This is a genomic window from Stenotrophomonas maltophilia (genome assembly GCF_013464485.1).
Classification (GTDB): domain Bacteria; phylum Pseudomonadota; class Gammaproteobacteria; order Xanthomonadales; family Xanthomonadaceae; genus Stenotrophomonas; species Stenotrophomonas maltophilia_AW.
Map to the genome: position 1 here is coordinate 82,748 of NZ_RAUX01000015.1, position 13,202 is coordinate 95,949.

Genomic DNA, 13,202 nt, shown 5'->3' on the forward strand with positions numbered 1-13,202 from the left:
AGGATGCATCAGGCAGCGACGATGTTCACGATCTTGCCCGGCACGATGATGATCTTGCGCACCGTAAGGCCTTCCATGAACTTGGCCGCATTCGGTTCGGCCAGGGCCAGTATTTCGACCTGCTCGCGTGCAGCATCGGCGGCCACCTCGATGGTGCCACGCAGCTTGCCGTTGACCTGCACGGCCAGGGTCAGCGCGTCACGCACCAGTGCACCGGCGTCGGCCTGCGGGAACGACTGGTCTTCCAGCAGCGTCTCGCCATGGCCCAGCACCTGCCACAGGGCGTGGCTGGCATGCGGGGTGATCGGGTTCAACAGCAGCACGATGGCCTGCAGTGCCTCCTGGCGCACGGCGCGCCCCTGTGCACTGCCGTCATCAAACTTGGCCAGCGCGTTCATCAGTTCCATCACCGCGGCAATGGCGGTGTTGAAGCTGTGGCGGCGGCCGTAGTCGTCACCGACCTTGCCGATGGTCTCGTGGGTCTTGCGGCGCAGCGCCTTCTGGTTGGCATCCAGCGTGGCCACGTCCAGCGCCGGGGCGGCGCCATCGGCCGCGTGCTTCTGCACCTGGGCCCACAGGCGGCGCAGGAAGCGGGCCATGCCATCCACGCCGGCCTCGTTCCACTCCAGCGACTGCTCCGGCGGCGCGGCGAACATCGAGAACAGGCGCACGGTGTCGGCACCGTACTTGCCGACCATTGCCTGCGGATCCACGCCGTTGTTCTTCGACTTGGACATCTTCTCGGTACCACCGACCACCACCGGCTGGCCGTCGGCGATCAGGGTGGCGCCTGTGATGCGGCCGCGCTCGTCGCGCTGCACTTCCACATCGGCCGGGTTGATCCAGTCCTTCGAGCCGTCCGGGTTCGGACGGTAGTAGGTCTCGGCGATGACCATGCCCTGGCACAGCAAGTTGCGCGCCGGTTCGTTGCTGTCCACCATCCGCGCGTCGCGGAGCAACTTGTGGTAGAAGCGGAAATACATCAGGTGCAGGATCGCGTGTTCGATGCCACCAATGTACTGATCGACCGGCAGCCAGTAGTTGCCGCGCTTGTCGACCGCATCACGGGCGCCCGGCGAGGTGTAGCGCGCGTAGTACCAGCTCGACTCCATGAAGGTGTCGAAGGTATCGGTCTCGCGCTCGGCGGCACCGCCGCAGTCCGGGCAGGTGGTCTTGCGCCATTCCGGGTCGGTCTTGATCGGCGAACCGGTACCCGAGAACGCCACGTCTTCCGGCAGCACCACCGGCAGCTGCTCTTCCGGCACCGGCACCGCGCCACACTTGTCGCAGTAGATCACCGGAATCGGGCAGCCCCAGTAACGCTGGCGGCTCACGCCCCAGTCGCGCAGGCGATAGTTCACGCGGCGCTGGCCCTGGGCCTTGCGCTCGAATCGTTCGGCCAGGGCTTCAAAGGCGCCCTGGAAATCCAGGCCGTCGAATTCGGCCGAGTTGACCAGTTCGGTCTGCCGGCTCTTGTCGCTGTACCAGTCCTGCCAACGGGTGGCATCCCAGGTGCGCTCGTCGTCGTTGCGCGCATCCTTCAGCGCGATCACCTGCACGATCGGCAGGCCGTACTTGTTGGCCACTTCGTTGTCGCGCTGGTCATGACCCGGCACGGCCATCACCGCACCAGTGCCGTAGCCCATCAGCACGAAATTGGCCACCCACACTGGCACCTGTTCGCCGGTGACCGGATGGATCGCGCGCAGGCCGGTGTCCATGCCGCGCTTTTCCTGGGTTTCCAGCTCGGCCTCGGTCACCCCACCCTGCTTCAGCTCGGCCAGCAGCGCGGCCAGCGCCGGGTTGCTCCTGGCCGCATGCAGGGCCAGCGGGTGTTCGGCAGCGATCGACACGAAGGTTACGCCCATCACGGTGTCCGGACGGGTGGTGAACACGCGCAGCGGGTCCAGCGCGCTGCCATCGGCATCGCGCACGTCGAACTGGATTTCCAGGCCTTCGGAACGGCCGATCCAGTTGCGCTGCATGGTCTTGACCGATTCCGGCCAGCCGTCCAGCTCATCCAGGCCGTCCAGCAGCTCCTGGGCGTAATCAGTGATGCGCAGGAACCACTGCGGGATCTCGCGCTTTTCCACCAGCGCGCCGGAACGCCAGCCGCGGCCGTCGATCACCTGCTCGTTGGCCAGCACGGTCTGGTCCACCGGGTCCCAGTTCACCACCGAATTGCGGCGGTAGGCCAGGCCCTTGCGCATCAGGCGGGTGAACATGCGCTGCTCGTGAACATAGTAGTCCGGGCGGCAGGTGGCGAACTCGCGCGACCAGTCGATGGCGTAGCCCAGCGATTTCAGCTGGCTGCGCATGTGGTCGATGTTCCTGTAGGTCCACGCCGCCGGCGCGGTCTTGTTCTTGATGGCCGCGTTTTCCGCCGGCAGGCCGAACGCGTCCCAGCCCATCGGCTGCAGCACGTTGTGGCCGGTCATGCGCTTGTAGCGGCTGATCACGTCGCCGATCGTGTAATTGCGCACGTGGCCCATGTGCAGCGCACCGGACGGGTACGGAAGCATCGACAGGCAGTAGTACTTCGGCTTGTCCGAAGTCTCGTCCACTTCGAAGGCACGGGTGGCGTCCCAGTACTGCTGGGCGGCGGATTCAACCTGCTGCGGGTCGTAGGCGATGGGTTCAGCGCTGGTCATGGAACACGCGGATGCGGCGGCAAAGCGGTACAGCGTACCGCAGTGCGGCAAACGTCTCCAATCCTGCCTGCCGGGACCGGTGCGGCAAACGACCGGATCGGGTCTCAGCGCGCGCGCGACAGCGGCAGAGCCAGGGCCAGCCAGGCGGCCCAGCAGGCAAACGCAAGACGCTGCGCCATCGGCGCGGGCAGTACGCCCTGCAGCGCGAAGGCCGCCAGCGCGGCAAGCGCGCCGCAGCCAATCGCCACCCCACCCAGGGCGCGGCCGTGCGTCTGGCGCAATTGCGACATACCCAGCAACAGGGTGCCTGCAACGAAGCCCAGCACCCAGACCATCCAGGCGCTGGCATGCAACTGGCTGGTCGGGCCATGCAGGTCATCCACATCCAGCGGCAGCAGGCCCATCGCAGCGAATGCGAGGCCGGCCAGCAGCAGCATCTGGCTGCCAACCCGCGGCGCCCAGCCGGCCGTGGCCGACAGCCGGCGGCGCAGGCACTCGGCCACCACCCCCGCCAGCAGGCCCGGCAGCACGAGGCCCAGCAGGTTGAAGGCCAGCGCATGCGGCACCCCCTGCGCGCCCAGCAGCGCCACCGGGTGACGGGCCTGTGCGTAGCCGTCCAGGCCGGCGCCGAAACCCAGCACCGCCAACACGAACAGCAGCGCGGCGATCAGGCCGGACAGGCGCAGCAAGGGGGACTGGGGCGACATGCGGGCTCCGGGAAGAACGACGACAGGAAGGGCGGCATTGTCCGGCATTTGCGCCAACCTGGGTTGAGACCGTCATCCATCGTCACCATAGAATTGGTCTCCAGACGCCAGACGATAGTTCCCCCATGACCGAGACGACCTACGTATTCGACGCCACCACTGCGACCTTCGAGGCCGAAGTCCTGCAGAAGTCGCTGCAGACGCCGGTGCTGGTCGATTTCTGGGCCACGTGGTGCGGACCGTGCAAGACCCTGGGCCCGATGCTGGAAAAGCTGGCCGCCGAGTACAACGGCGCCTTCGAACTGGCAAAGGTGGACGTCGACAAGGAGCAGCAGATCGCCGCAGCCTTCCAGATCCGCTCGGTGCCGACCGTGTTCCTGGTCAAGGGTGGCCAGCTGGTGGACGGCTTCCCGGGCGCCATCCCGGAAGGCCAACTACGTGAGTTCCTCGCCCAGCACGGCATCGTGCCGGCTGACATCGGCGATTCCACTGCCGAGGACGAGGCACCGCTGGACCCGCAGGCGCAGGTGGACGTGCTGCGCGCGCAGATCGCCGCAGAGCCTGACAAGGACGAGCTGAAACTCGATCTGGCGCTGGCCCTGCTGCAGATTGGTGGCGTCGACGAAGCCGGCATCCTGATCGATGGCCTGCCGGCCAACCTCGCCACCGATGACCGTGCCGTACGCGCTCGTGCGCGCCTGTCCTTTGCCGCAGCGCTGAAGGATGCCCCGGCGGCTGAGTCACTGGACGCCCGCATCGCCGCCGATGGCAAGGACCTCAAGGCCCGTCACCTGCGTGGGGTGCAGCTGCTGCTGGGCGGCCACGACGAGGCGGCACTGTCGCAGTTCCTGGAAATGCTGCGGATCGACCGTGGATTCGAGGGAGGGCTGCCGCGCAAGGCCCTGATCGACGCCTTCAATGTGATCTCCGACGAGGACCTGGTCGGTCAATACCGCCGACGGATGGCCTCCCTGCTGTTCTGAACGGGAGCGCACTTCGTTCAGAATCCCTGCACTGAACGCGGGCAATAATGCGCGGGATGGCGGCCGTGCGGCCGCCACGATCCGTTCGGGGGGATGAGGTCGGGGCCATGGGGTCTTGCAGCTGCGCCCCCGCATTGCCGGGATTGCAAACTGTGACCTTCGTCCGCTCGCTGTCGTTCGCCATGCGCTTCCAGGGTGCCCTGCTGTGCGCCCTCCTCTTCCTGCCGGCCATGGCCGCCGCCCAGGACTGGAACTACCGGGTCCGTCCCGGCGATACCCTGTGGGATCTGGGCGGCCTGTATCTCAAACCCTCGGTGCGCTGGCAGCAGCTGCAGCAGCACAATCGCATCGACAATCCCTACCAGTTGCCCCCGGGACAGCTGCTGCGCTTCCCGATCAGCTGGCTGCGCATCGAACCGGCGCCTGCACGCGTACTGTCGGTGCGCGGCAAGGTCGCACTGTCGGGCGCCGATGGCAGCGCCACCCGCGCGATTCTCGCTGGAGAACAGCTCCACATTGGAGACACCGTACAGACCGAGGGCGATTCCAGCGTCACCCTGGAGTTCGCCGATGCCTCGCGCCTGCAGTTGCGCGAGTATTCCCGCCTGCGCCTGGACCAGCTCAGCCGCTACGGCCACACCGGCATGGTCGATACCCGCCTGCGGCTGCAGCAGGGCCGCGCCAGCAACCGCGTGACACCCGCCCGTGGCCCCGCATCGCGCTACATCATCGATGCACCTACGGCAACCAGCAGCGTGCGCGGCACCGTGTTCCGGGTCAGTGCCGGCGACACCAGCCACGTTGCTGCCACCGAGGTCCTGCAGGGCAAGGTCCAGGTCGGCAACACCCACGGCAAGCGCCTGGTCCGGCCTGGACAGGCCAGCCGCAGCATCAGCGCGGATGCCGCACCGGACACCGTCTCCGCCCTTCTTCCAGCGCCAGAGCTGCGCAGCGACGCGCTGCGCCTGGCGCCCCTGCCGACCCTGCTCGCCTGGAACCCCGTCGATGGCGCCGCACACTACCGCGTGGAAGTGGTGCAGGCGGCGACGCCGGAAATCCTGCTGTTTGCCACCACCACCACCGACACCCGGCTGGCGATCGGCGACCTGCCTCCGGGCCAGTTGCGTATTCTGCTGCGTGCGGTTGATGCGCAGGGTGTGGAAGGCCTCGACGCCAGCGCCGATTTCGAACTCAGCGACCAGCCCCCTCCGCCGATCACCGTGGCCCCCGTGCATGGGCAGACAGTGAACAGCGACCGCCCGCGATTCCGTTGGAGCCAGGCCCCGGGCGCACGCAGCAGCGTGCTGCAGATCGCCGCCGAACCAGGTTTCGTGCAGCCGCTGCAGGAACAGAGCACCCAGGGCACCGACCTGCGCCTGTCGCAGCCGCTTCCACCGGGCCAGTACTTCTGGCGGGTGGCCTCACGCGATGGCAACGGCCACCAGGGCCGCTACGGCCAGGCCCTGCCCCTGCAACTGAGCAATGAACCGGTCGACCCTGCCCTGCAGCCCCCCGAAGCCGCGCACGGCAAGCTGACCCTGCGCTGGCAGGCCGGCAGCGAAGGCCAGCGCTACCGGGTGCAGGTGGACCGCCGTGGTGATTTCAGGACGCCGCTGGTCGACCAGACCGTTGGCGAGCCGCAGGTCAGTTTCAAGCGACCGTGGAGCGGGACCCTGCATGTGCGTGTGCAGTACATCGACGACGACGGTCATGCGGGTGAGTACTCCCCTGCCCAGCAGATCAAGCTGCCGTGCCGTACGTGCTACGGCGCTGGTGGCGGCGCCCTGCTGCTGTTGCTGTTGTTATGAGGCGCTCACCGCTGCCGTGGTCGAAGCGGATCGTGCTGGCAGTGCTGGCGGGTGTGCTGACGGTGATCGCCAGCCAGGGCCAGTGGCTGTGGCGGCAGGACGAAGCCGCCTATGACGCCATGGTCGGCAACTGGGATTACCGCCCCGACCCGAGCGTGCTGATCGTGGCGATCGACGAGGGCAGCCTGCAACGCATCGGTCAATGGCCCTGGCCCCGCTCGGTGCATGCCCGCCTGCTGGACCGGCTGACCGACGCGGGTGCCGAACGCGTCGCGTTGGACCTGATGCTCTCCGAGCCCGACCGCCGCGACAGCCGCCAGGACGAGGAACTGGCAGCTGCGATCCGCCGCAACGGCCGGGTGGTGCTGCCGGTGCTCGCGGCGCCGGCGGCCGGCGACCGCATGGCCGAGGAAATGCTGCCGATCCCGAAGATCGCGGCCAGCGCCGCGGCGATCGGCCACACTGATGTGGAGGTGGATGGCGATGGTGTTGCCCGCGGCGTGTACCTGCACGCCGGCATCGGCAAGGCCCACTGGCCGGCACTGGGCCTGGCGCTGGCCGACCTGCCAGTGGGCGTTGTGCGCGGCCTGCCCGATCCCGACCCGGAGATCGGCTCGCCCTATCAATGGCGGCGCAACGACTACGTGCGCGTACGCTATGCCGGCCCCCCCGAACGCCTGCCCCAGGTGTCCTATGCCGACGTGCTTGACGGCCACGTGGACACAGCGATGCTGCATGGCCGCCGCATCGTGGTGGGCATGACCGCCAGCGGCATCGCGCCGCGCCTGCTGACCCCGACCACCCGCGAATTCTGGATGAGCGGCAGCGAGTACCAGGCCAACATCGCCTCGATGCTGCTTCAGCACAAGCAGATCGACCTGCTGCCGCGCGTCTGGCAGCACGCCATCAGCGGTGTGCTGGTGGCGCTGTGCGTGGTCCTGCTCGGCCTGCGCCTGCCCTGGCTTGCTGCCCTGTGCTCGCTGCCGACCCCGCCCCTGCTGGGCTGGCTGCTGCTGCGCGCCTGCGACCTGTGGTGGGCACCGGCCAGCGCGATGCTCGGTATCCTGCTGGTGCTGCTGGCCTGGGCAACCTGGCGGATCTCGGCCTGGCATCGCCAGGCCAACCGCGACGCGCTGACCGGCCTGGGCAATCGCCTGCGTTTCGAACAGTCGCTGCAGCAGGAATGCGACGCAGCGCGGCGCAGTGGCAAACCGCTGAGCCTGGCACTGATCGACGTTGATCATTTCAAGCACCACAACGATCGTCACGGCCATCAGGTGGGCGACCGTGTGCTGCGCGACGTCGCCCGCCTGATCGGTGCGCATGCACGGCGCCCGCGCGACATGGCCGCACGCTACGGCGGAGATGAGTTCGCACTGGTGCTGCCGGATACGCCTGCTGAAGGGGCCCGCCTGGTAATTGAGGACCTGATCGCCTGTGTGCGCGCCCTGCCGCCGCCCGGTGATGGCTCCGAGGCAGGCGTTACCCTCACTGTCGGCGTGTACACCCGCGTACCCGACGGTGAACTGCAGCCACACCATTTCGTCGAAGGCGCCGACTCCGCGCTGTACCAGGCCAAGGCCAACGGCCGCGACGGTTACGTGATCGACGGAGAGGCATGACCCTCGCCACCAGGATGCAACATACGCATGCGAATGGTTAGACTGGGCACCTCGCCCCGTGCTCCTGGACCCGCATGAACGCCCGCCTGTTCCGCTTTGGCATCAACCTCTGGCCGCCGTTCCTGTTCACCGGCATCCATGTCACCCGCATCACTCCGGACTACCGGCAGATCGATGTCGAGTTGCGGCTGCGGCCCTGGAACCGCAACTACGTCGGCACCCACTTCGGCGGCAGCCTGTTTGCAATGACCGATCCGTTCTGGATGCTGGGCCTGCTGCACATCCTTGGCCGCGACTACTACGTTTGGGACCGTGCAGGTGCGATCGATTTCCTCAAGCCCGGGCGCGGCACGGTGCGCACGTCGTTCCGCATCGACGACGTGCTGCTGGACGATCTGCGCAGCGAAGCAGCCAGCGGCGAGAAGGTGCTGCGCTGGTTCAGCAACGACGTGGTCGATGAACGTGGCGACGTCGTGGCCCAGGTGCGCAAGCAGGTCTACCTGCGGCTGAAACCACGCGCGCGTTGAAGGTCAGTCCCGCCCCGCTGCAGCCGAAGCGGGGGCCACCTGCAGCGGCACCGACAGCCACGCGTCCTCGACAGCGCCGCGGGAAGGCGAACGTCGCGGCACCTGCAGGCGACGGCCATCGGCCGACAGCTGCGGTGCCCGAACGGGCGAGCGGAACTGGGCCGGCAGCCGCTGCAGCGCATCCACCGGGCCATCCGCCTGCTGGCGCAGCCAACGCTGCGCTGCCAGCAGGCGCAGCATCGCAGCGGCATCCTGCGTGCGTGACGAATAGGCAGGATAGACCGGCGCGGCGATATCGGTCAGCACGCAGCCCATGATGTTGGACAGGCAACCGAAGTCGCGCTGAGGCGGTGCCGGCACCGGCACCGGCCGATCTGCCTCCAGCGCGGCTGTCGCCGCCGCGCCGCAGGCCCACCCCATGTTTCCGGCCACGCGCGCCAGCGTGCCGTTGCGATCCAGCAACAGCGCGCTGCCGGACTCCTTCACTGATGTTTCGATTGCCGCCCGGCTCATCGCGTACTCACCCTGCATCGCGCGGCACAGGCTCTGCTCGTCGGTCCGCATCGGCTGCATCGCCAGCCCGCATTCCGCCGGCAGCGGGTGGTCAGCCGGAAGCTCAACCAGCATGTCAGCCAGCAGTTGTGCATTGGCCTGGACCAGGCTGGCGCCGATGATGCTCTCGACCAGATAGCTGCCGCCGGGCACCAGCCGACGGCCCAACTGCAGTCCACGACAGCTCCCCCGCAGCGCACCGTCGATGTCGCCCTGCACATAAGCCAGCGCGCGGGCACTGGTGGCATCCACCACCAGGCCATAGGCCGGCAACGGGACGAGAATGCCTTCACCCTTCGGATGGAACGGCGACACAAAGTGGTCCGCCTCGGCCAGTTGGTCCAGACGCGCATGCAGATGCTGGTGCCCCGCGTGGGCATCCACAAAGCGTTGCGGGTCGGCTCGTACCTGCGCGAGGCAGTCGGTGGCGGCCGGTCCGCAGCTGGCGTCCGGTCGTGGGCGGAGTTCTGCATGACTGGCGGTCAGATGCGTCTGGCCGCTGCCAGTCCCCCGCGGGTCGGCATCCCAGCGCCGCGCATCCTCCGCCAGCGCCTGCTCGCGCTGGCGGGCATCCAGCCCATCAAATGGCAGCGTCCACAGCAGCGCATAGCCATTGCGACCTGTGGCGGGCAGGCGTGCCTCCAGCCGTTGCTGAGCCTGCAGCCGCGTTTCCGGCACCGGCCACATGCGCGAGGCGCACCACACCACGATGGCCAGCACCATCAGGCCTGCCAGCGCCCAAGCCAGTCCACGCAGAATCTTCAACACAGCTTCCCTTCCATGTGTCGTTGCCACTTCCATCCCCCAGCGTAATCGACCCGCACTGACCGCTACAATGCGCGCATGTCGCTCGAAGCCCCCGCCCTGGTTCCCCGCCCGTCCCTGCAGCGCCTGTTCCTGACCGGCCTGCTGACCCTGCTGCCGATCTGGCTGACCTGGGTCGTGGTCAAGTTCGTGTTCGTGCTGCTATCGGGCATTTCCAGCCCGCTGGTGGTGCCGCTTTCCGAGCAGATCGCGACCAGCTTCCCGCATTACCTGGGCTGGGTTCGCGCCGAATGGATCCAGGACACCATCGCGCTGCTGGCCACCCTGCTGGTGATCCTGGCGGTAGGCGTGGCCAGCCGCCGTGTGCTCGGCCAGCGCCTGCTGCGCTGGGTCGGCGCGGTCATCAAGCGCATTCCGCTGGCCAGCATCATCTACGACAGCGCCAAGAAGCTGCTGGACATGCTGCAGACCGAGCCGGGCAGTACCCAGCGCGTGGTGCTGATCGACTTTCCGCACCGCGACATGAAATCGGTCGGCCTGGTCACCCGCGTGATCAAGGAACACGGCACCGACCGTGAGTTGGCCGCGGTGTATGTGCCGACCACCCCGAACCCGACCTCGGGCTATCTGGAAATCGTGCCGGTGGAGCTGCTGACTCCCACCGACTGGACCGTCGACCAGGCCATGAGCTTCATCATTTCCGGCGGCGCCGTCGCACCGTCCAGCGTGCCGTTCACCCGCGCCGGCGAACGCGCCGAATGACCCCGGCGCCGATCGAGCGCCCGCTGCAGGACCGGGCGGTGCTGCTGTTCATCGTGCTGGCCGCGTTCTTCTGCGGCAACGCGGTGCTGGCCGAGCTGATCGGGGTGAAGATCTTCGCGCTGGAAGACACTCTGGGCATTGCGCCGCTGAACTGGAACCTGTTCGGCCAGACCGGTTCGCTCAGCTTCACCGCCGGCACGCTGCTGTGGCCGGTGGTGTTCATCATGACCGACACCATCAACGAGTTCTTCGGCAAGCGCGGTGTGCGCTTCATCTCGTGGCTGGCGGTGGTGCTGATCGGCTACGGCTTCCTGTTCGCCTTCGCAGCCATATCGCTGGCGCCGGCCAGCTGGTGGGTCACCTCGATGAATGGCCACGGCGTGCCCGACTACCAAGCCGCGTTTGCCGCCGTGTTCGGCCAGGGCATGTGGACCATCGCCGGTTCGCTGGTGGCATTCCTGCTCGGCCAGCTGATCGACGTCGCAGTGTTCCACCGCATCCGCCAGGCCACCGGCGAACGCCACGTGTGGCTGCGCGCGACCGGTTCGACCGCGATCTCGCAGGTGGTAGACAGCTTCGTGGTGATCTGGATCGCCTTCGTGCTGGGCCCGCAGCATTGGCCGACCTCGTTGTTCCTGGCGGTCAGCAGCGTCAATTACGTCTACAAGATGGGCTTTGCGATCGCGCTGATTCCGTTGCTGTACCTGATGCGACGTGCAATCACCGGTTATCTGGGCGTTGATCGCGCCGCTGCGCTGCGCGCGGCCGCAGCGGCTGACTGAAGACCCAGCGGCCGAAAGCTGACTGTGCCTTCACGCTGGCCGTACGCGGCCGGATCGTGCAAGCTCCACGGTCTGTGTTCCACGGAAGCCCCTGATGCCGCATCCCACCCGCGCCCTGGCCGCTGCCATCGCCGCGTTGTTCCTGTTCAGCGCCATGCCATCGGCCGAAGCAGCGAAGAAGAAGGCCAGCCGTCCTGCCGCTGCGCAGACCCGTCAGGCCGCCAAGCCCAAGGCCAGGCCCGCCCGCGCCACCGTCCCGGCCCGCGGCAGTTCGGCGCGCCGCGCCGCGCCACGTCCAGTCGCACCAGCCCGTGCCGTTCCCAAGCAAGTACAGCTGGAGCGCCTGTATGACGAATACTGGGACGCCTCGATGCGGTTGAACCCGCTGCAGGCCACCTTCCAGGGTGAACCGCGCTACAACGACCAGCTTCCCAACATCCTGTCCGCCGCCTGGCGCCAGCAATCACACGACTTCACCACCGAGTGGCTGGGCAAGGTCGAAAAGGTCGGCAGTGACGGCCTGCAGGGCCAGGACCTGCTCAGCTACGAAATCTTCGTGCACGACGCCCGCGCCTCGCTGGCCGCCGAGCGCTATCCGAGCTGGATGATGCCGATCAGCCAGTACTACAACATCGGCAGCATCATGGCGATCCTCGGCGCCGGTGCCGGCGCGCAGCCGTTCAACACCGTGCAAGACTACGACACCTGGTCGCGCCGTTCGCTGGGTATTCCCGAGCTGTTCGACCAGGCCATCGACAACATGCGCCAGGGCGTGAAGGCCGGCGTGGTGCAACCGCGCGACCTGATGGAAAAGGTGCTGCCGCAGTTGGATGCGGTGATCAAGCCCACCGCCGAAGAGAGCATCTTCTGGTCGCCGATCCGCACCATGCCGAACACGATTGCGGCCGAAGACAAGGCACGCATCAGCGCCGAATACAAGCGCATGATCGAACTGCGCATCATGCCGGCCTACCGCGCCCTGCGCGGCTTCATCGCCACCGAATACCTGCCCGCAACGCGCACCAGCAGCGGCCTGGGCGCACTGCCCGACGGCCGGGCCTGGTACGCCAACCTGATTGTGCAGACCACCGCCAGCGACCAGACCGCCACGCAGCTGCATGCGCTGGGCGAGCAACGCGTGCAGGAACTGCAGGCACAGATCGCCACGGTGATGAAGGACGCCAAGCTGCGCGGCACGCCGTCCAAGCTGCTGCGCAGCATGCGCAATGATCGCCAGTTCCAGTACAGCGATGCCAATGCACTGATCAGCCGCTACCGCCAGGTGCAGCAGCAGGTCAACGTGCGCCTGCCGCAGGTGCTCGATACGCTGCCGAAATCCGCACTGGAAGTGCGTGCGGTGGAACCGGAACGTGCGCTGACCGCCGCCGCTGCCGCCTACCAGCCCTCGCCGGCCGAGCAGCCGGGTGTGCTGTACATCAACACCCGCGACCTGCCCAGCCGCAAGCGCTGGAGCGTGCCGGTGCAGTACCTGCATGAAGCGATTCCCGGCCATCACGTGCAACTGGGGCTGCAGCAGGAGCTGGCCAAGCTGCCGCGCTTCCGTCGCCTCGGTGGCGATCTTGCGTTCGTCGAAGGCTGGGGCCTGTACGCCGAAACGCTGGGCGAAGACCTCGGCATCTACACCGATCCCTACGACCGTATCGGCTACCTGTACTCACGCCTGCTGCGCGCCGCGCGCGTTGTCGCCGACACCGGCGTCAATGCACAGGGCTGGAGCAAGCAGCAGGCCGTGGCCTACCTGCAGAAGACGGTGGACATGAGCAGCGATGATGCCAACGCTGAAGTCGAGCGGATCATGGCCCAGCCCGGCCAGGCACTTTCGAACGTCGCCGGCCTGACTACCATCGTTGCCCTGCGCGACAAGGCCAAGGCACGCCAGGGTGCAGCCTTCGATCTGCGCCGCTTCCATGCAGAACTGCTGAAGGACGGCTCGATGCCGCTGGACGTGCTGGACCGCAAGATGGAACGCTGGATGGCGCAGCCCGCCAGCGCCACACCTGCCCCTTCACCCTGACCCTTCCG

The 13,202-nt window shown here is 67.4% G+C and carries 10 protein-coding genes; 7 read left to right on the forward strand and 3 right to left on the reverse strand.

The window, feature by feature from the left end:
• Positions 1-8: 8 nt before the first annotated feature.
• Together leuS and D7Y61_RS07275 are read right to left on the reverse strand one after the other, a co-directional pair.
• On the reverse strand, positions 9-2,651 hold the full coding sequence (leuS, locus tag D7Y61_RS07270; RefSeq protein ID WP_180865710.1) for a leucine--tRNA ligase: 2,643 nt from the start codon (positions 2,649-2,651) through the stop codon (positions 9-11).
• Positions 2,652-2,755: 104 nt separating this feature from the next.
• A complete protein-coding gene (locus D7Y61_RS07275) occupies positions 2,756-3,358 on the reverse strand; it encodes a DUF998 domain-containing protein (protein ID WP_180865711.1) in 603 nt (200 codons plus the stop codon).
• Between the two features lie 125 nt (positions 3,359-3,483).
• Between D7Y61_RS07275 and trxA the strand changes: the two genes are divergently transcribed.
• The 4 genes from trxA (at position 3,484) to D7Y61_RS07295 (ending at position 8,298) form a co-directional block, all read left to right on the forward strand.
• On the forward strand, positions 3,484-4,341 hold the full coding sequence (gene trxA, locus D7Y61_RS07280; protein ID WP_180865712.1) for a thioredoxin: 858 nt from the start codon (positions 3,484-3,486) through the stop codon (positions 4,339-4,341).
• Between the two features lie 107 nt (positions 4,342-4,448).
• Entirely contained in the window at positions 4,449-6,149 is a 1,701-nt protein-coding gene (locus D7Y61_RS07285; RefSeq protein ID WP_180865713.1) for a FecR domain-containing protein, read from the forward strand.
• Positions 6,146-7,771 carry a CHASE2 domain-containing protein gene (locus D7Y61_RS07290; RefSeq protein WP_180865714.1) on the forward strand — a complete coding sequence of 542 codons (1,626 nt, stop codon included), beginning with the start codon at positions 6,146-6,148 and terminating at the stop codon, positions 7,769-7,771. The genes D7Y61_RS07285 and D7Y61_RS07290 overlap by 4 nt, the downstream gene beginning before the upstream one ends.
• A gap of 74 nt (positions 7,772-7,845) precedes the next feature.
• Positions 7,846-8,298, forward strand: coding sequence for a DUF4442 domain-containing protein (locus D7Y61_RS07295; RefSeq protein WP_180865715.1), 453 nt, complete (start codon positions 7,846-7,848; stop codon positions 8,296-8,298).
• 3 nt (positions 8,299-8,301) lie between these two features.
• Here D7Y61_RS07295 and D7Y61_RS07300 read toward each other — a convergent pair whose 3' ends face one another.
• On the reverse strand, positions 8,302-9,618 hold the full coding sequence (locus D7Y61_RS07300) for a hypothetical protein (protein ID WP_180865716.1): 1,317 nt from the start codon (positions 9,616-9,618) through the stop codon (positions 8,302-8,304).
• A 75-nt stretch (positions 9,619-9,693) separates the two neighbouring features.
• Between D7Y61_RS07300 and D7Y61_RS07305 the strand changes: the two genes are divergently transcribed.
• The 3 genes from D7Y61_RS07305 (at position 9,694) to D7Y61_RS07315 (ending at position 13,194) form a co-directional block, all read left to right on the forward strand.
• The gene (locus D7Y61_RS07305) at positions 9,694-10,377 is read left to right on the forward strand and encodes a DUF502 domain-containing protein (protein ID WP_049427719.1); all 684 of its coding nucleotides are present in this window, start codon (positions 9,694-9,696) and stop codon (positions 10,375-10,377) included.
• On the forward strand, positions 10,374-11,159 hold the full coding sequence (locus D7Y61_RS07310) for a queuosine precursor transporter (RefSeq protein WP_180865717.1): 786 nt from the start codon (positions 10,374-10,376) through the stop codon (positions 11,157-11,159). Before D7Y61_RS07305 ends, D7Y61_RS07310 begins: the two co-directional genes overlap by 4 nt.
• Before the next feature lie 94 nt (positions 11,160-11,253).
• Complete coding sequence (locus D7Y61_RS07315) at positions 11,254-13,194, forward strand: DUF885 domain-containing protein (protein ID WP_180865718.1); 1,941 nt, start codon at positions 11,254-11,256, stop codon at positions 13,192-13,194.
• Positions 13,195-13,202 lie beyond the last annotated feature (8 nt).

What these genes read in the sequence shown, in the direction of transcription:
- D7Y61_RS07285 (WP_180865713.1), top strand. Translation starts at nt 4,449, where the DNA reads ATGGGGTCTTGCAGCTGCGCCCCCGCATTGCCGGGATTGCAAACTGTG.
- D7Y61_RS07275 (WP_180865711.1), bottom strand. Translation starts at nt 3,358, where the DNA reads ATGTCGCCCCAGTCCCCCTTGCTGCGCCTGTCCGGCCTGATCGCCGCG.
- D7Y61_RS07315 (WP_180865718.1), top strand. Translation starts at nt 11,254, where the DNA reads ATGCCGCATCCCACCCGCGCCCTGGCCGCTGCCATCGCCGCGTTGTTC.
- D7Y61_RS07290 (WP_180865714.1), top strand. Translation starts at nt 6,146, where the DNA reads ATGAGGCGCTCACCGCTGCCGTGGTCGAAGCGGATCGTGCTGGCAGTG.
- D7Y61_RS07295 (WP_180865715.1), top strand. Translation starts at nt 7,846, where the DNA reads ATGAACGCCCGCCTGTTCCGCTTTGGCATCAACCTCTGGCCGCCGTTC.
- D7Y61_RS07310 (WP_180865717.1), top strand. Translation starts at nt 10,374, where the DNA reads ATGACCCCGGCGCCGATCGAGCGCCCGCTGCAGGACCGGGCGGTGCTG.
- leuS (WP_180865710.1), bottom strand. Translation starts at nt 2,651, where the DNA reads ATGACCAGCGCTGAACCCATCGCCTACGACCCGCAGCAGGTTGAATCC.
- trxA (WP_180865712.1), top strand. Translation starts at nt 3,484, where the DNA reads ATGACCGAGACGACCTACGTATTCGACGCCACCACTGCGACCTTCGAG.
- D7Y61_RS07305 (WP_049427719.1), top strand. Translation starts at nt 9,694, where the DNA reads ATGTCGCTCGAAGCCCCCGCCCTGGTTCCCCGCCCGTCCCTGCAGCGC.